The sequence below is a fragment of the Dyadobacter psychrophilus genome (assembly GCF_900167945.1).
Taxonomy (GTDB): domain Bacteria; phylum Bacteroidota; class Bacteroidia; order Cytophagales; family Spirosomataceae; genus Dyadobacter; species Dyadobacter psychrophilus.
The window spans coordinates 740793-759266 of record NZ_FUZA01000002.1 but is presented as its reverse complement, the minus strand read 5'-3'; the positions used below and the strand labels follow the sequence as shown (position 1 = coordinate 759266).

The window sequence follows — 18474 nt, the reverse complement described above, 5'->3', positions numbered from 1 at the left end:
ATTTCAGCAAATGATATTAAGTGAGAGCGTAGAACATTTCTATCAGACCCACCCGGCGGCCAGAGGACTTAAAGGACCCGACAAATCCACCGGGGATGAGGGGCATTTTAATGTATTTTCCCGTGTGTTCTGTAATAAGTATACCTCCTATGCGAGAAGAGATTTTTACAAGATTTCACTGATCCTTGGAAAAGGGAGGATTTCTTATGGAGACCAGCAGATCGAGGTCAACCGAAATGCACTGGTTTTTTTTAATCGCAATGTACCTTATTCCTGGCAAGCCACCTCAGAAGACCAGTCCGGATACTTTTGCCTCTTCACTGACCATTTCCTGAGCACAATGACCCGCTCGATGACAGTCAATGATTGTCCTATCCTGCGGACAGACGGCATTCCGGTGTATTTTATAGATCCGGCGCAGGAGCAATATCTGCTAGGTGTGTTCAACAAGATGCAGGCTGATATTGAATCGAATTACGTGCATAAGTATGATCTGATGCGCAACTATGTGAATGTGATCGCGCATGAAGCGATGAAAATGCAGCCTTCGGAAATGCAGGACCTTCATGCGAACGGGTCGGCGCGGCTTTCGTCCCAGTTTCAGGAACTTCTGGAAAGGCAATTCCCAATCGAATCGCCTGAGCATAAGCTTAAACTGAAAACGGCCAAAGACTTTGCCGCAAGGCTTGGCGTCCACGTAAATCACCTCAACCGTACATTAAAAGAGAATACGGGTAAAACCACTACAGAGCACATTATCGACCGGATATTATCGCAGTCAAAGATCATGCTGAGGCACTCGAACTGGAGTGTTGCAGAAATTGCATTTTGCCTGGGATTTGAATATCCGGCCTATTTCAACAACCTCTTTAAGAAACAGACAGGTGTAACGCCCAAGTCTTACCGGACACATGTCAGGTAACTATGTTTGAATTTTATAAGATATTGTTTGAAAGCAGTAAAGATTACACGCGGTTACTTCCATACATTTGCATCAAAATCTGACAGCCACATATGTCGATCCGTCCTACCCGCTCCATATTTTTATTAGTAAACCTCCTTTTTATAAGTCTTGGACTTAACGCGCAGGTTTTAACATTGAATAACGCAGTTGAAACCGCGCTTACCAACTACGCCAGCATCAAGGCAAAAAACAATTACCTCAATGCCTCGAAAGCAACGGTGCAGCAAAGCAAAAAAGAGTATCTGCCCAACTTCAACTTATCTGCCCAGCAGGATTACGGAACTGTAAACGGCCAGAACGGCCCGCTTTATGGTCTCGGACTTTCAGTTGCCTCGTCGGGTCTGCCACTTCCGAAGCAAAACTGGAATGCTGCATTTGGCGCACTTTATCTGACGAATGTAAACTGGGATTTCTTTGCATTTGGCCGTGCTCGCGAACGCATCAATGTTTCCCAGTCCATTGTTACGCGTGACGAAAGTGACCTTGCACAAGAGCAATTTCAACACAGCATCCGGGTCGCGGCGGCTTACCTGAATTTACTTGCAGCCCAGCGACTGACCCAGTCCTGGCAAAACAATCTAGAACGGGCTAACGGGCTCAAAAATGTGGTGGTTACCAGAGCAAAAAACGGCCTGATTCCCGGCGTTGACTCTTCTCTGGCCAATGCAGAGGTTTCCAATGCGAAGATCAGCATTACGCAGGCCAGGGATTTCGAGCAGGAGCAGGCCAACACGCTTGCCCGGTTAATGGGCGTCACGGATCAGCAATTTGTACTGGACACCATGTTCATTACAAAAATGCCGCGGTCGTTATCCGACTCGGTTTATAAAACTGAAAGCCATCCTTTGCTGCAATATTATGCCAACCGCATTGCCGTCAGTAATCAGCAGGCCAAATATTTTCAGACGCTGGGAATGCCCACATTTACCGCATTTGGAGTCTTTCAAGGTCGTGGAGCCGGTTTTTCGTCTTCTTATGCTACCGATCAGCACGCTTACACGCAAAATTATTTCGAGGGCATCAAGCCGGTCCGGGCCAATTACCTGATCGGAATCGGCGCCACCTGGAATATGACAGGAATCCTAAGAACCAGGCAGCAGGTTTTAGCCCAGAATTTTATATCCAATGCATTAAAAGAAGAATATAATCTGGCCGACCAACAGATCAAGAACCAGCTTCTTTTATCTGAAAATAAGATCAGGAACGCGACTTTGAATTTCCAGGAGGCCCCTGTACAGGTTAAATCTGCGTCGGACGCTTATCTGCAAAAAAGTGTTTTATATAAAAATGGCCTGAGCAACATCGTGGACGTTACACAGTCCCTTTACATCCTGACACGCGCGGAAACCAACCGCGACATTGCATTAAGCAACTTATGGCAGGCATTATTGCTTAAAGCTGCCGCTGCGGGCGATTTTAACATTTTTATGAATCAATGATTTTTTGAATTGGTCAACCCCAACCAACCCGACCACTAAATATGGATTTAATACGTTTCGCATTACGTAAGCCGATTACCATCATGGTTTTAGTGGCCGGCTTATTTTTCTTTGGTATCAATGCAGTCCGGACGATCAAGGTGGACATTTTCCCAAAACTCGATCTGCCGGTTATGTACATTGCCCACCCGTTTGGCGGCTATACGCCGACACAGATGGAGACTTTTTTTGCCAAACAATACATTAATATCCTGCTGTATGTCAATGGCATCAAGTCCATTGAAACTAAAAATATCCAGGGGCTGACATTGATGAAAATCAATTTCTATCCCGGCACAAACATGGCGCAGGCCTCAGCCGAGCTTAGTTCGTTCACAAACCGGGCGCAGGCCATTTTTCCTCCGGGCTCCAACCCACCCTTCATTATCCGTTTCGACGCCTCCACATTACCGGTTGGGCAGCTTGTGATCAGCAGTGAAAAACGGAGTAACAATGAGTTGCTGGATATGGCAAACGTTTACGTCAGATCTACGTTTACGTCTATTCCCGGTCTGGTTTCAGCTCCGCCTTTTGGTGGTAACATCCGTACAATTGTGATCAAGGCCGATCCTGAGTTGATGCGCTCGCATAACATTTCTGCCGACCAACTGGTTGAAGCCTTGCGTGTTAACAATCAGACCGCTCCCTCGGGTAACGTCAGAATCGGGGATAAAAACTTCATTACCCCTACCAATACGACGGTTCGCAATATCAAGGATTTTGAAACCATTCCTTTGTTCAAAGGCTCCGTTCAAAATCTTTATCTGCGCGATGTGGCGACGGTGGAAGATGGCGCAGATATTACGGCTGGTTACGGTTTGGTGAACGGAAAAAGGAGCGTGTATCTGAGTATTGCCAAAAGCGCAGACGCTTCCACCTGGGAAGTTGTACAAAACTTAAAAAAGGCGATGCCGCGCATTCAGAGCACATTACCGGAAGATGTGAAGATCAGTTACGAATTCGACCAGTCTTCCTATGTAATGAATTCCGTGATGAGTTTGCTGACAGAGGGAGCCATCGGCGCGATCCTGACAGGCTTGATGGTGTTATTATTCTTGGGTGATGCGAGAGGCGCATTGATCGTGATCCTGACCATTCCAACCTCCATTATATCGGGAGTTTTGTTCCTGAGCCTTTTCGGACAAACGATCAACATTATGACGCTGAGTGGGTTGGCGTTAGCGATTGGGATTTTGGTCGATGAAAGTACGGTTACCATTGAAAATATTCACCAGCATTTTGATATGGGTAAACCAAAGGCGCTCGCCATATGGGATGCCTGTCAGGAAATTGCATTTCCCAAGTTGTTGATCCTGTTTTGTATCCTTGCCGTATTTGCGCCTGCATTCACGATGGGCGGCATTCCCGGGTCACTTTTCCTGCCGCTCGCATTGGCAATCGGTTTTAGTATGATCGTTTCCTACTTCCTGGCGCAGACTTTTGTGCCGGTGATGGCGAACTGGATCATGAAAGTGAAGCATCACAAAAAAGCCGACGGTTCGGATATGAGCGATGCCGAAGAGTTTGCAGCATCAGGCATAAGCAGAGACAAGGATGCACAAAAAGAAAACCTGATCCATCGTGCCGATACAGATAACGACGGTAAAGTGAAAGGTTTTGAGCGTGTCAGAGTAAGATTTATGCGATTTATTGCGCGCACCCTTCCCTACCGCGTGCCTATTGTGATCGCCTATCTGGTTATTACTACTGTCTTAGCCGGTTTCATGCTCAATTCAATCGGAAAAGATGTTTTGCCCAAAGTGAATGGCAAACAGTTTCAGGTCCGGTTGAGAGCTCCGGAAGGAACGCGGATTGAGAGAACGGAAGAAAAGACGCTGAAAACCATTCAAGCCATCAAAGACATTGTCGGACCGGAAAATGTGGCTGTTACCTCCGCCTACGTTGGTCAGCACCCTGCCTTATTTTCGATCAGCCCCATTTATTTGTGGATGGCAGGGCCGCAGGAAGCCGTTTTACAGGTTGGGCTACACGAAGACTTTGATATAAATCTGGAAGAATTGAAAGAAAAAATCAGGCAGCGCGTGAAAGAAACGCAGCCCGACGTCGCCCTTTCTTTTGAGCCAATGGAATTAACGGACAAAATTCTGAGCCAGGGATCGTCCACGCCTATTGAAGTCAGGATGTCGGGGCGGGACAAAAAAGTGAATGAGCAATATGCGAAAAAAGTGATCGCGGAGTTGAAAAAGATCAGTTACCTGCGTGACGTACAACTGGGTCAGTCCAATAAATATCCGGCTATCAATATCGAAGTAGACCGTACCCGCGCGGCACAGCTGGGTGTCGATATGAGCGACGTTTCGCGGTCATTGATCGCATCGACTTCTTCTTCACGATATACCGAAAAAAATATCTGGGTGGACGAAAAAGGTGGATTCAGCTATAATGTGCAGGTTCAGATACCCGAAAGCAAAATGAACAGCATCAATGATATGGGCGAAATTCCACTATTGCGCAATTCGAACCGCCCCGTGCTCGGCGACATTGCGACCATTACGCCGGATACGACTTACGGAGAAAATGATAACCTTGGTTCGATGCCCGTTCTTTCGGTAACTGCAAATTTGAACAACATTGACCTGGGTGTGGCGAAAGCGGATGTTGAGCAGGCAGTTGCCTCCCTGGGTGAGCTGCCACGCGGGCTTTCTGTCGAACTGGTGGGTATGAGCCAAACGCTGACAGACACGCTGGACAGTTTGCAAAACGGCTTGATCGTCGCGATTGTGGTGATATTTTTAATGCTTGCCGCTAATTTCCAGTCATTCAAAGTTTCGGCCATCGTCCTTGCAACAGTCCCGGCAGTTGTGCTCGGTTCGCTGACATTGCTGATAATCACTGGTTCAACATTGAACCTTCAATCTTATATGGGCATTATCATGTCGGTTGGCGTATCTATTTCAAATGCCGTTCTGCTGATTACCAATGCCGAGCAGCTGAGGAAACACAGTGGCGATGCGATTGCCGCTGCCCAGGAATCTGCCGGTTTGCGCCTGCGGCCAATCGTAATGACAGCCGTGGCGATGGTGGTGGGTATGGTGCCGATGGCGAGCGGACTTGGTGAGGCAGGTGACCAGTCGTCACCACTTGGCCGCGCGGTGATCGGCGGACTGATCGCCTCCACTTTTGCGGCGTTGTTTATTTTGCCGCTTTTGTTTGCATGGGGGCAAGGTAAGAGCACGACGCAAAGTGTTTCCCTTGATCCTGAGGATGAAGAAAGCAAGTTTTATGTTCCAATGACCAAATAACTCCTATTTTGAACCCGTCTTAAAATGAAAAATATACGTCATATCACCACCATATTAATGCTCGCGGCCACCACTGGCTTGTTGCAGAGCTGCGGATCTTCCAAAGCCGAGGAAGAGGAAGAAAAAAAGAAAGTGCCCGTTGAAGCGGCTGCCGTAGAGACATTTGTTCTTGAAAAAAAGCCGTTATCATCGAGCCTGCATATTCCTGGCGAACTGGTTGCTTTTCAGCAGGTTGACCTGTACGCCAAGGTCAGCAGCTTTGTCCGCAAGCTGCATGTGGATGTCGGTAGCGAGGTGAGCCAGGGACAATTGCTGGCGTCGATGGAAGCGCCCGAACTGACCGCACAGCTTTCGACGAGCCAGTCGCGTCTGCAATCTCAGGAGGCCATTTATGAAAATAGTAAAGCGGCCTACGAACGTCTACTGGAAACCAGCAAAACACCCGGAACTGTTTCCCGGAATGATCTGGATGCTGCATTGGCCAAACAAAAATCCGATCTCGCGCAGTTAGATGCGGCCAGATCCGCGATTCGTGAAATTTCTGACACCCGCAATTACCTTGAAATCCGGGCACCTTTCAGCGGCGTCATTACTGCACGCAACGTAAGCGCCGGTGCGTATGTAGGGCCAACGGGAAAAGGTTCTGAATTTCCGCTTTTCACATTGGTCGAGCAGCGAAAATTGAGGTTGGTCGTGAGTGTGCCTGAGGCTTATACGAGCTATCTGAAAAACCAGAGCGAGGTTACCTTCAAAGTAAAATCTTATCCAAACCAAAATTTCACGGCCAAAGTAAGCCGTCTCGCCGGTGCGCTCGATAACCGGCTAAGATCCCAACGGACAGAAATGGACGTGGTTAACAATGATAGAAAACTTTTACCTGGTATGATCACGGAAGTTTCTATTCCGTTGGCCGGCAATGTGAATTCTTTTGCGGTTCCAAGGTCGTCCGTCCTCAATTCGACTCAGGGATCGTATTTAATTAAAGTTGCTGACAAAAAGGCGGTCTGGGTGCCCATCAAAACGGGGACAAGTACAGACACGCAGACCGAAGTTTTCGGAGACGTCAAAGAAGGAGACGCCATTGTAAAAGTGGCAAACGAGGAGATCAGGGACAACGCAGCGATCGCGAACCAGAAGATGGTTAATGCAGGTAATTAGAATTAAAAGATCCTTGCAAATCGGTGATTTACAAGGATTTTATCGGCAAGGCGCCTTACTTGGTTAATAACCCGGATTTTGTTCTAAAACGGCACTTTTGTTGATCTCGTCCTGTGGAATAGGAAGTAGATAGGTGTTCGCCGGTAAAGCAAATTGAATAACCGGCGAGAACGAATATGTTTTCTTGCCAGCTGCCAGTTCAACATTCATTTTTAACAATGATGTATTTGCAGGAACCGTCAGTTTCCACCTTCTCATGTCAAAAAAGCGGTGTTCTTCGAGATACAGTTCTACTCTGCGCTCATTCTGGATTCGCGCCAAAAGCTTAACACCACTGTCTTTCACCGCTGGCATTTTCACACTCTCACGTGCCCTTACTTGATTTATGTATTCCCGGGCGCCAGCCTCATCTCCCAAATTATAAAGTGCTTCGGCATAATTTAGCAGGATCTCGGCATAGCGTGCATATGGCCAGTTTGGGCTCGATGAATTCGTAGCTCCGGGACCGTTGATGGATTCGTTTACAAACTTTTTGGTATAATAACCCGTATAACTTGCATTCCAGCCCTCATTTCCCTGATTAGAATCCATTCCTTTCGGTAAAAAGACTTCGATTTGCCGTCCTTTCCAGGGCGCACCGTCGTATAAAATGGTATCATAAAAACGCGGATCACGGTTTTCCCAGAACTTTTCGAGCTTATAACTCGGGTCGTCTTTGGGCAGCAGGCCATTTTTGGTTTCGTAGGTTTCGGCTTGCTGATGTGTGGGCACGGTTACTGCGTGTCCGCCGCTGCCATTTGGAAAAAAATATCGTTCAATGGTTTCCTGCCTAAGCACATCATTATTCATCACTTTTTCCCAAATCATTTCACTGTTGAAAGGAACCGTGAAAACCTTGCTATACTCGGGATAAAGCGAGTATAGTTTGAGATCGATAACCGCTTTGGCGGCATCTGCCGCAGCTTGCCATTTGGCCTTATCATTTGAAGTATTGTGCAAAGGGCTGGCAGCGTAAAGCAACGCCCTGGATTTGATGGCGAGGCATGCCCCTTTTGTAATCCGTCCCTTGTTTGCTACATCATGTGTCAAAGGAAGCAATGCTGCGGCTTCGTCCAGTTCCTTCACCACATAAGCAGTGATTTCATCATAAGAACTTTTTTCAATACTGAATTCATCTTCCAGGCCAAAAACGTTTTCAACCAACGGAACGCCGCCGAAAAATGCTGCCAGTCTGAAATAGGAAAATGCCCGCAGGAATTTCATTTCGCCGGTCATGCGGTTAACACGCTTCTCGTCGGCTGCTTTCAGGAGGTCCAGATTTGCGCCTTGCAGCTTCTCAAAAAAAATGTTGCTCTTTGTAATAATGGCGTAGTAATGCCCCCAGGCCCAGTTTAAATGACCGAGATTGGAGGGTGTTATCTGTCCGCGTTGTATCAGGTGTGCACCATCCCGCTCGCGTGCAAACGATTCGTCGGAGGTAACGCTCAGAGAACTGTGGTTGGGCCAACCGGTGCGCATGGTTGCGTAGGTCTCATTTACAAATGCTTCCACCAGTGGCACATCATTCCAAACCACGAGTTCGGAAACCGCATTAAGCGGTTCTTTTTCCAGAAAATCGTTGCAGGAAGACAATATGGCAAGCAATGTGCCAGCCAACACATGAACCGGTCTGAAATTAAATATGCTTTTCATATCCGTAAATTTTATAATGTAATGTTAAAACCAGCATTGAAAATTTTATTCTGGGGATAAAATGATCCGCGATCCGCATCTCCCTCAGGATCAAACCATTTCAATTTGTCCAGCGTGAGAATGTTGAATCCGTTCACATAAAGCCTTGCTCCGCTGATGCCTATTCTTTTCAAAAATCCCGATGGCAATGCATAACCGACCTCAACATTCTTCAAGCGAAGAAAAGAAGCGTCTTTTAACCAGAATTCGGAAGTCTGCGCACTTACCTGAGCTGCGTCGTAGGTCAGATTTGGATATTTGGAGTTTGGATTGTCGGCCGTTGGGCGGTTATCGGCCATTTCCTGCATTACATTGCCAAACAGTCCCTGTGGAAACCAGTAATAGCGCCATGCATTGCTTTGTCCCTGCAAAAGAATGCCCAGGTCTAAATTCTTATAGCCGACAGCGATCTGCGTACCGAAAATGATCTCCGGCGTATTGGATTTATCGAGACGGATCTGGTCAAGATTGTTAATTTTCCCATCATTGTTTACATCCTTATATTGCAGGTCATTAATGATCGTATTTGGCACATGCGGCGAACCGTCAATGGCTTCCTGCGTTCTGTAAATGCCTAGTGGGATCAGATAAAGGCCACTATTGATATTGTGTCCGGTTCGTCGCTGCCATTCAGGGACATTCTCAGGCTCATCAATGTCGATGACTTTATTGCGCGCAAAGGACATGTTGGGACGGATGCTGTAATTGAAATTCCCGATTGCTTTGCGGTGTGACAATTCAATTTCGAAACCTTTGTTTTCGACAATTCCGATGTTTTCGAGAGGCAATTTCAATCCGGTATAAATGGGAATGGAAGCATCACGGGCTGTTAGAATATTGCTTCTCCTGGTTTTAAAAACATCAAGTGTAATGCCTAATACTCCATCCCAGAATTCAGCATTTAAACCGATGTTTGTAGTCTTGGCAACTTCCCAGGTGATGTTCGGATTGGGCGCCACATTTTGGCTCAAACCTTTGTTCAAGACTTTTCCATCTCCCAAAAAATAGCCGTTCGTAAAGCTGTAAGTAGACAAATACTGAAATGGATCGATGGCATCGTTACCCATTTTACCCCACGAGAAGCGGAACTTTAAGAAATTCATGAAGTCATTTTTCAGGAAACTTTCATTGGAAGCCACCCAGCCGACTGAAATACCCGGAAAAAGGCCCCAACGCTTGTCTTTTGGAAAAGCTGACGAACCGTCGTAACGGACATTTAGATCTACCAGATATTTCCCTTTAAAATCATAATTAATCCTACCGAAGAAATTCTTTCGTGTAAATTCATTCGCACTCCCATCCGTCACCTGATTTGCTTCGCCACCCGCATAAAGCTGGTCAATGGCCGTGGAAATGTAGTTCCTTCGCTGCGCAGAAAAATAATTAGTCCGGTTATCTGCCAATTCCATGGCCACAAAGGAGTTGAATTTGTGGTTATTAAAGGTTTTGACATATTTCAATTTCACGTGACCAATGAGGCTGGACTTGTAATTAAAGCGTTCTGTAAGTTGCGGCTGGCTGTAAAAACGTGCGGCATTGGCCGTGTAAGTATTGTTTGTAGCATTATAGCTGTAAACCGAATAGGGTTTATTGAATTCCTTAATCTGCTCACTGTTCTTATCAAATGCCACAAAACCGTCCAGCCCCAACCCATCCACTTGCGGAATGTTCAGGTCAAAGGAAAGCCTGGTTTGGTAAATGTCGGTTTTGCTTTTTCTGTAACCGGCTTTATCCGAGGCCATCACAATCGGGTTATCACCTCTTTCTACACCGTCGCCGGGCAGGCCGTTCGGGTAAAAATCGACCAGGTAAGGATAGTTACGCCACATTGATTTTACAATGTCCGCTGCAACAATGCCGGGAAAGGTCCTGTTTTGCTCCTGGAAGGATAAATCGAGCGCAATTTTCAAGTTTTTAGTGATCGAAGCATCAATGTTCGAACGGCCGCCGAGCACATTGTAATTATTGATCCCATTCTTGAAAATCCCTTCTTGATTGGCATAATTGCCTGATACAAAATATTTCACCACGTCCGTCCCTCCGCGTACGGAAAGGCTGTGACGGCTTTGAGTACTCACATTTTTCAAGGTGGCTTTGGCCCAATCCGTGTTCGGATAATTCAACGGGTCAGAACCATCGCGAAATTTCTGGATCTGGTCGTCTGTATATCTTGGTGCTTGTCCCTGTGCCTGCAACTGGTCGTTTTGGAATCGGGCAAGCGTCTCAGAATCAGCATAATCGGGAATGCGTGTAGGCGTTGTAAACCCCTGATTAAAGCTGTAACTGATTGATGGCTTGCCTGACGCCCCTCTTTTTGTGGTGATAATAATGACTCCATTTGCTGCCCGCGCGCCATAAATGGAAGCCGAAGCATCTTTCAAAATGGAGATACTTTCCACATCCCTTGGATCGATCTGGTCAAAACCTTCACGACCCGGAACACCGTCAATCACGATCAGGGGAGCAGTGGATCCCAACGTGCTTTTCCCCCTTATCAACAGCTGCGCTACGTCGCTTCCCGGTTCACCGGAGCGGTTAAGTGCTTGCAAACCAGGCAAGCGCCCCGCAAAAGAATTGGAAAGGCTTACAGCAGGTGTTTGTTCCAACGTCTTGCCTTGTACCGTCACGATCGACCCGGTCACCGTTTTCTTTTCCTGTGCACCATAACCCACCACGACCACCTCACCAAGCGCCTTGACATCGTCTTTCAATTCAAGATCCAATGTGGATTTACCCACCACGCTAACACTTTCACTCAGAAAACCCACATAGCTGAACACCAGGATAGCGTCCTCGGCAACTTTAATGGAATATTGCCCGCTGCTGTTGGTAATAGCGGCGTTATTGGTCCCTTTTTCCAGCACATTAACACCCGGCAAGCCACCGTCGAGTGACGTTACCCTTCCGTTAACCGTTTTGGTTTGCGCATTGGCAAATCCTGTTAAGCAGATCTGCAAGAAAAGGCCTATTAGCAAATAAATGCCGCCTTTCCCGGCTAGTGCAATCAAATCATCGTAACACTTTTGCATAGTTAGCTTAGTTTAGAAATAATTTTTCACGATATAATGCAAATTAAATTTGGCAACAAAAATCCCGTCATACACTTTTCGTCCTGGCGGAGAAAAGTGTATGCAAAGGCAAAGCAGAATGTCCGGTAAGGAACTTTTAGTAAAAAATATTAGTCTTTCAGAACCTGTAAATAGTCCTGGTACGCGCCTTCGACGTCGGTTTTTTCACCTTTTGGTTTGCAATAGATCAGTACACCATAACCTAGCTCAAACTTTTCGCCCTTTTTTACAACGATTGCGCTTTTCTCACCCTGTTTCATGGCTTCCCTGCCGAAAGCATTGGCGGCCATTAAGCCATAGTCCCGCGTGTGGAACCAGCTCGGCCGGAAATTTCCGGGATCCGGCATAATGGTTACACCCACAGTGTTATCATCAATAATTCCACTGTAATCAACCCATTTAGAAGCCTTTCCCCAGGTCCCCTCCCCTTCTTTCAAGCCTTCTGCATTGGTCAGATGTCCTTTTCCGTACTGGACGGTAAACTTCGTATTGACACGCACACCAAGTCCCATTTCTTCCTGGTCACCAAAGGCAAGGTCTGCGGCATCGGATGAAAATGTACTGTTGGTGAGCAGCAATGTTCCCGAGGGCCTGATCAGTATAGTATATTTCACCAGTTCTGCCAGAACCCGATCCTTTCCATCCGCCGTCATGTAGTAGTTTCTGACAGTAAATGAACCTGATCCCGGGCCTCCTTTGGGTTGCTCCACAAACATTTCGTGCTCAACTTTTGATTTCAAACGCCAGTAATCGTTGCCATTAATGTCGCCAAAACTGAGCCAAATTCCCGGGTGAAATGTAGCATGATCCTTCGGATCACCTTCCTTGGGCGGATAATTGCGGGTAACCTGCACGCCACAGGACGATTTAACATGTGCAAAATAAGGCCGGCTGATTTTTGGATCTTCGTAAACATAGCTGGCAAACGGCTTTCCACCGATGGAGATCGTCAGGTCGCCCGGTTTTTGCTCAAATGCAACTACCGGCTGGCTGGAAGTCTTCTTTACTTTTTGTGCAATCGCATTGTTGCTGACAAACAGCATTGTGCAGGTTAATATGCTCAATAGGCTTGTCAATTGTTTGATAACGACGGTTAAGGTTTGATTTTTATTCATCATTCGGCGGTTTAAATTTAGTTATAGCAAAATTGGAGGTTAACCTTTCCAGGGAAGTTCATATCCTTTTCTGTAATCACGGCCTAATAGCGCATTAGCCTTCGCATCAAATCCGGGTGACTTTATGGTGACTTTCAGAGGGTCATATTCCAGTGAAGAAGCACCTATGCGCGTAGCAATGTTGGCCAAAAGCGCCATATTGGTCGCAATAGCGCCTTTTTCAATGGGTGAATGCAGTTTTGACGGATTATTTGCTCTCACTGCAGTCAGGAAATTGGGCATAATAGCCTCTACAACATCAGGCGACTCGATCTTGATCTGTTCCTTCCCTTTTGTAACAACCACTCCTGCGCGACCGAACTCCATTTTTCCATCCGTGCCGTAAGCTACATTGCCATTATCATGGCCTTCCAGGTTATACGGGGTCCAGAGGCGCATTTCCCATATAATCTGTGTGTCGTCGTATTCAAATATTGTAGTTTGCGTGTCCGGCGTCTCGTGGTCATCGTCATAGAAATACTGGCCTCCCGAGGACACGATCCGCTTTGGATAGCGGTCGCCGAGTGCCCACACAGCCACGTCTATCTGATGGACTCCATCATTAGCGGCGTCGCCATTACCATATTCCCAAAACCAACGCCAGTTATAATGCCAGCGATTTTTGGTAAACGGCACCTTGGGGGCTGCCCCAAGCCAAAGATCATAATCCACGCCCTCGGGAACCGGCTCCGCCTGCGCACGTCCGATCGCCTCACGGTGCTGGTGATCAATGGCCTTGATGGTGTGCACTTTACCAATAATGCCGTTTTGAAGCTGTTTCATTCCTTCCATATGCGCCCCGTTACTGCGGCGTTGCGTGCCATGCTGGACGCACTTATTAAAATGTTTGGACGCTTTCACGAGCAAATTCGTCTCCTTAATGTTATGGCTGCACGGCTTTTCAACGTAAACATGCTTTCCGGCCATCAACGCCCACAAAGCAATAGGCGTATGCCAGTGGTCCGGCGAGGCAATAGACACCGAATCAATCGATTTGTCTTTCAACAACTCCCTGAAATCGCCGTATTTCTCGATCTTATCCGCATTGGGCAAATCTTTGAGCGCTTTGGCAAGTTGCTGCGGGTCCACATCGCATAGCGCAACAAGATCGCATCCTTTGGTATTCGCAAAAGTTTTAACATGGTTCCGGCCCATGCTGCCCGTGCCGATGATCGCATGCCTGATCTGGTCGCTGGGCGGTGTCTGCGCCCATGCACTCTTAGCTATATACGGCGCTGCGATCACGCCAATTCCCGCGGACTTAATAAAAGTACGGCGGCTTAGCTCCGGGAGCGTTGTCTTGTCTGCGTTGTTCTTCATTGAATAGGATTTAGCATGGATAATTATTGGATGTTTCATTTCACCTGATGGTCCACCGGATATTCCCAGATCGAATCTGGCCAGACATAACTTCCTGGTTTCAATGTGAGGAAAATGTTTTTCTGCCCCTCGATCCGCATTCTGATCGATCCCGGCCCGAATTCGTGGGTCGGAAAAAAACGCGTATAGTTTAATCTTTGAATGATAGAAAATGATGTGGAACCGCCTTCAATGATGAGCTCGTGCACTTTTGTCCGCCCCAGCACATTTTCAACCACATCCGCAATTGCCTCCCTGATCCTGCCCGGAAGACTTTCCACTTCGTCACATTCCAGGTGATCGATCGCTATAATTACTCTGTTTTTGCTTTCCAGGCTATCAATAATTTCCCCCGTCCACTCCTCTATGAGCTTTTTGTCCTGCTCTTTTGAACAAAATAATTTTTCTGGCATGTATAACACTTCCTGTCCTGCTTCCCTGGAAGCTTTTACCAGCGCCCTGCTGTTCATGAAAGCGCTTCCGCACACATATAAGACTTTTTCTCCCAACTTGACCGCGTTAAAATTCTCTTTTCCGGCATCTTTCCGACTTCTTAAAATCGCATCGAAGAACCCGGAACCGCCGGAGGGGATTGTCTTTTCGTCTATTTTTTTTACCCATTCTTCCAAATCGCCGGAATTTGAAGTGTTACCGATCATTAAGCCTTTTTCCGGCAGGTCATCATGCGTTGAGATCACGCGGGCGTATGCGCTGGCCTTCTCACCAATCAAATCCAGAACCTGCGAGGATGCGCGCTTTTTAACCGACCCATTTGTAAAGCTGAATTCGTTGAGCGGGATGCCGTCGTAGTAGTAAATGCCGTCTAGAATGGTCCTTTTCAAAACAGGGTTCGCCGGAACCAACAATGCTCTTTCCTTGCCTGAAACACTTAGTTGCGCCAAAAGCTCATCCGCCACATTGCCCCTCAGGATCGAGTCCATTTTTTTATATATAAAATCGGGTCTGAGCGCGAGCAGGTCCGCTGTTGTTTTTTTGATCAAAGCCGTTGCCTGCTCCGGGTTTTGCGAGCGGGTGTCTGTGGCAATGATCAGAATGTCCGTTTCCACGCTGTTATCCACCTTTGTATCAATTATAACCCGGAAACCATTGCGTATCCCTACGCCTCCGATTTCGGCCGCACCGGTAAAATCATCTGCAATGACAGCTATCATAAATGCTAATAAGATTGAACCTTGTTCTCAAATAATTTGACTGCGTATTCAATAGCGAGCAGCATCGCGTCCGGACTTGCAATGCCTTTTCCGGCAATTTCCATTGCTGTCCCGTGGTCCACCGAAGTGCGGATAATGGGCAATCCAAGCGTAATGTTAACCCCTTTGACACTATTCATTTTCTGTGCTTTATCGTCCCACGTAAACCCAACCATTTTGAAAGGAATGTGCCCCTGATCGTGATACATGACCACGCACCCGTCGTAACGACCACCAATGGCTTTCGGAAAAAGTGTGTCGCCCGGAATGGGGCCTGTGACATTGTAACCACGACTTACTGCCTCTTCGATGGCCGGAATGATTTCCTCTTTCTCTTCCCAGCCGAAAATCCCCCCATCGCCCGCATGCGGGTTCAGGCCCGAAACTGCAATCCTCGGATCGCGGATCCCCAACTGGACGCAAGCCTGGTGCATCAGCTCGATTGTATCCAGGATCCTGTCTTTTTTTACCAGGTCGCAAGCTTGTCTTAATGAAACGTGTGTGGATACGTGAATGACCCGTAAATCATTCTCAACGAGCAGCATTGCATATTTTTTGGTACCAGTATAGTGTGCGTAAATCTCCGTATGACCTGAAAATTGATGCCCTGCCATGTGAATGGACTCTTTGTTAATAGGCCCGGTCACAGTGCCGTCGATCTCGCCTTTCATGGCCAGGTTTATCGTTGCTACAACCGTTTGAAAAGCCACATCGCCCGCCCTTGCAGACATCTCTCCTTTTTTAAGGTCTTCCAACACAACATTTTCAAGGTCATAAACGTCAATTTGCCCGAAAACAAACTCGGCATTGTTTACAGACTTCACTGCATTGACTTTCAAGTCGAGATTACAGAAACGCACGGCGTCTTCAATCACCCGCGCATCGCCCACTACAAGCGGACGGCATGCATCATATATTACTCTATTCGTAAAAGCCTTGGCAGCGACCTCCGGCCCAATACTTGCCGGATCGCCCATTGTAATGCCTAAAATTGGTCTGTGATCACTCATTAATTGATGCTGTTTATTTGTTTCAAATCGCCAAACTGCGACAAAGTGAAGTTTCTGATTGATTTTTCTTCGTCGACCGTCAACGGAAACATCGGCGGCAATACGCAGGATTGGCATAACCCGTAAGCTGACATCATCGCCTTTAATGCTGGTAATGAATGGCTTAATGTCCTGTCCTTTTGATAAACTTCGGATATTCTGTCGGCTTTTCCCTGGGCATTCTCAGCTGTCAAGTAATCCTGGTCCGCGACTGAATTAAGGAGTGTCTGGTATAGTTCAGGAGCCAGATTTCCTGTGCTCGGAATGATGCCGTCTGCTCCGAGCTGCAGAGCCCGCATGGATTGGGCCGCCCAGCCCGTAAGAAAAGAAAAATCCGCCCGGTCTTTCCAAAGCGAAACGGACATTTCCAATCGTTCAGCGCTCCGTTCTGAATCTTTAAAACCCACAATGTTTGGATGCTCGCTCAACCTCTGCACAACATCCAGCGGGATGGACAAGTGCGTTGTAGCCGGAATGTTGTAAATGATCAGCGGAGCCTGTAAGTTGTCGGCCAGCATTATGAAATAACGCAGCATCTGGTCGGCGTCGACGGGATAGTAACTGGTCATGGTGGCCACAAAAACGTCCGCGCCAAGATCGTGATAATGCCGGGCATCCTCGATGGAATCCATGATCGCATTGCCTGAAATGCCAGCGTAAACAATGCTTTTACCTGCCACAGCTTTTACCGTTGCTTCAATCAGCTTTTTCTTTTCAATCCTCGAAACAGATGCGGATTCTCCGGTTGTACCAAGGATAAACGGTGCCGTTCCATGGGTGGTCAGATAATTTACAATCGTCCCAGTGGCAACTAAATCAATCGTCAGATCCGCATTTACCGGCGTGATCATCGGCACCACCACTCCGCTAAATTTTTTCTTCATATTCCTGCATATTAAAAGCGCTGGTGTATATTTTTCCTGCGTCCGACAAGCTTATCGCACGCGGATTGTTTTTCAATAATCTTTGAACCGGCATCGCCGCTGCTGCCAGTTTTTCAATGGCTTCGAACGGAATGTTTACATCCGCAAGACTTCCCGGCAAGCCACAGTTTCTGATCAGTTCCTTGATAATCCTCACGCCCGACCTTGCTATATCTTCGTGGGAACCAACCTCCTGGTTTCCCAAAGCAACGGCAACTGCTGCATAGCGGTCAGGAATAGCGGCAATGTTGAACTCCATCACATAAGGCAGCAGCAGCGCCACCGATAATCCGTGTGGAATGTGAAATTCTGTACTGAGGGGATAAGCCAGTGCATGGACAGCCGCTGTATTAACCGGTCCCAAACACATTCCTCCATACATACTTCCCAGCGCCACATTTGTTCGCGCTTCATCGTCTTCACCATTCTGATAAGCTTTCAGTAATGATCCACCCAGTAATTTCACTCCTTCCAGTGCGAGCAGATCAATGACCGGATGCGCAAATTTGTTGGTATACGCCTCAATACAATGCGCCAGCGCATCTATTCCGGTGGCTGCTGTGACCGATGGCGGAACAGTTGTGGTCAAAGCCGGGTCAATGTATGCTGCATCGGGAACCAATTCTGGACTGATGACACCAATTTTGCTTCCTTTGGAATTGACAAAAATTGCGTTGGGCGAAACCTCGCTGCCTGTCCCTGCCGTTGTGGGCAAACATGCTACGTAGGTGCTCCTTTGCTTTTGAAATCCATTACTAAGCACTTCATCAACAGTCTGTTCACTGTGAAGTTGCGCGGCAATGAGTTTGGCAATGTCCATGACGCTTCCGCCTCCTATTCCTACCACGCTGTCGGCCCCAAATGCAACTGCTTCGGCAATAAGCCTTTCAAAATCTTCAAAAGTGGGTTCGTCCAGGATCGTTGTGTTAATGCTCGTAGCAACGCCTGCCTCCGTCAGCCGGGACAGTGTGTCGCCCAACTTGCCGATCATAGGGGGGATGGTTACCAGATACAACCTCTTGTGCGAAAGTTTAAGGAAATCCGCTACAAACTGATCCAGGCTATCCGCTCCGAATACGAGTTTTTTAGGATTGTAAATTTGAATGATGTTCATGC

The 18474-nt window shown here is 47.3% G+C and carries 12 protein-coding genes; 4 read left to right on the top strand and 8 right to left on the bottom strand.

Features of this window, described 5'->3' with window-relative positions; translation table 11 throughout:
- The first annotated feature begins 10 nt into the window (after positions 1 to 10).
- The 4 genes from B5X68_RS10215 to B5X68_RS10200 all read left to right on the top strand — a co-directional run bounded on the left by B5X68_RS10215 (position 11) and on the right by B5X68_RS10200 (position 6863).
- Entirely contained in the window at positions 11 to 922 is a 912-nt protein-coding gene (locus tag B5X68_RS10215) for a helix-turn-helix domain-containing protein (RefSeq protein ID WP_082214583.1), read from the top strand.
- Between the two features lie 92 nt (positions 923 to 1014).
- Positions 1015 to 2403: a TolC family protein gene (locus tag B5X68_RS10210; RefSeq protein ID WP_082214582.1), complete on the top strand. Its 1389-nt coding sequence runs from the start codon at positions 1015 to 1017 to the stop codon at positions 2401 to 2403.
- Between the two features lie 41 nt (positions 2404 to 2444).
- The gene (locus B5X68_RS10205; protein ID WP_082214581.1) at positions 2445 to 5705 is read left to right on the top strand and encodes an efflux RND transporter permease subunit; all 3261 of its coding nucleotides are present in this window, start codon (positions 2445 to 2447) and stop codon (positions 5703 to 5705) included.
- A 24-nt stretch (positions 5706 to 5729) separates the two neighbouring features.
- A complete protein-coding gene (locus B5X68_RS10200; protein WP_082214580.1) occupies positions 5730 to 6863 on the top strand; it encodes an efflux RND transporter periplasmic adaptor subunit in 1134 nt (377 codons plus the stop codon).
- A 63-nt stretch (positions 6864 to 6926) separates the two neighbouring features.
- Here B5X68_RS10200 and B5X68_RS10195 read toward each other — a convergent pair whose 3' ends face one another.
- From B5X68_RS10195 to B5X68_RS10160, 8 genes are all read right to left on the bottom strand, one after another.
- Positions 6927 to 8555, bottom strand: coding sequence for a RagB/SusD family nutrient uptake outer membrane protein (locus B5X68_RS10195; RefSeq protein WP_082214579.1), 1629 nt, complete (start codon positions 8553 to 8555; stop codon positions 6927 to 6929).
- A gap of 11 nt (positions 8556 to 8566) precedes the next feature.
- Positions 8567 to 11623, bottom strand: a complete 3057-nt coding sequence (locus B5X68_RS10190; protein WP_082214578.1) for a SusC/RagA family TonB-linked outer membrane protein — start codon at positions 11621 to 11623, stop codon at positions 8567 to 8569.
- 149 nt (positions 11624 to 11772) lie between these two features.
- Positions 11773 to 12780 (bottom strand): DUF6807 family protein, encoded by a 1008-nt coding sequence (locus B5X68_RS10185; RefSeq protein ID WP_082214577.1) that lies wholly within the window; start codon positions 12778 to 12780, stop codon positions 11773 to 11775.
- A 36-nt stretch (positions 12781 to 12816) separates the two neighbouring features.
- Positions 12817 to 14136 (bottom strand): Gfo/Idh/MocA family protein, encoded by a 1320-nt coding sequence (locus tag B5X68_RS10180; protein WP_170916621.1) that lies wholly within the window; start codon positions 14134 to 14136, stop codon positions 12817 to 12819.
- 35 nt (positions 14137 to 14171) lie between these two features.
- On the bottom strand, positions 14172 to 15347 hold the full coding sequence (locus tag B5X68_RS10175; RefSeq protein ID WP_082214575.1) for a four-carbon acid sugar kinase family protein: 1176 nt from the start codon (positions 15345 to 15347) through the stop codon (positions 14172 to 14174).
- A gap of 5 nt (positions 15348 to 15352) precedes the next feature.
- Entirely contained in the window at positions 15353 to 16396 is a 1044-nt protein-coding gene (gene pdxA / locus B5X68_RS10170) for a 4-hydroxythreonine-4-phosphate dehydrogenase PdxA (RefSeq protein ID WP_082214574.1), read from the bottom strand.
- Positions 16396 to 17319 (bottom strand): dihydrodipicolinate synthase family protein, encoded by a 924-nt coding sequence (locus B5X68_RS10165; RefSeq protein WP_082214573.1) that lies wholly within the window; start codon positions 17317 to 17319, stop codon positions 16396 to 16398. The genes pdxA and B5X68_RS10165 overlap by 1 nt, the downstream gene beginning before the upstream one ends.
- Positions 17303 to 18472, bottom strand: a complete 1170-nt coding sequence (locus tag B5X68_RS10160; protein ID WP_082214572.1) for an iron-containing alcohol dehydrogenase — start codon at positions 18470 to 18472, stop codon at positions 17303 to 17305. The genes B5X68_RS10165 and B5X68_RS10160 overlap by 17 nt, the downstream gene beginning before the upstream one ends.
- Between the last annotated feature and the right edge of the window lie 2 nt (positions 18473 to 18474).

Coding starts and splice junctions, on each gene's coding strand:
- B5X68_RS10200 (WP_082214580.1), top strand. CDS start 5,730: ATGAAAAATATACGTCATATCACCACCATATTAATGCTCGCGGCCACC.
- B5X68_RS10215 (WP_082214583.1), top strand. CDS start 11: ATGATATTAAGTGAGAGCGTAGAACATTTCTATCAGACCCACCCGGCG.
- B5X68_RS10175 (WP_082214575.1), bottom strand. CDS start 15,347: ATGATAGCTGTCATTGCAGATGATTTTACCGGTGCGGCCGAAATCGGA.
- B5X68_RS10160 (WP_082214572.1), bottom strand. CDS start 18,472: ATGAACATCATTCAAATTTACAATCCTAAAAAACTCGTATTCGGAGCG.
- B5X68_RS10190 (WP_082214578.1), bottom strand. CDS start 11,623: ATGCAAAAGTGTTACGATGATTTGATTGCACTAGCCGGGAAAGGCGGC.
- B5X68_RS10180 (WP_170916621.1), bottom strand. CDS start 14,136: ATGAAGAACAACGCAGACAAGACAACGCTCCCGGAGCTAAGCCGCCGT.
- B5X68_RS10205 (WP_082214581.1), top strand. CDS start 2,445: ATGGATTTAATACGTTTCGCATTACGTAAGCCGATTACCATCATGGTT.
- B5X68_RS10195 (WP_082214579.1), bottom strand. CDS start 8,555: ATGAAAAGCATATTTAATTTCAGACCGGTTCATGTGTTGGCTGGCACA.
- B5X68_RS10165 (WP_082214573.1), bottom strand. CDS start 17,319: ATGAAGAAAAAATTTAGCGGAGTGGTGGTGCCGATGATCACGCCGGTA.
- pdxA (WP_082214574.1), bottom strand. CDS start 16,396: ATGAGTGATCACAGACCAATTTTAGGCATTACAATGGGCGATCCGGCA.
- B5X68_RS10185 (WP_082214577.1), bottom strand. CDS start 12,780: ATGATGAATAAAAATCAAACCTTAACCGTCGTTATCAAACAATTGACA.
- B5X68_RS10210 (WP_082214582.1), top strand. CDS start 1,015: ATGTCGATCCGTCCTACCCGCTCCATATTTTTATTAGTAAACCTCCTT.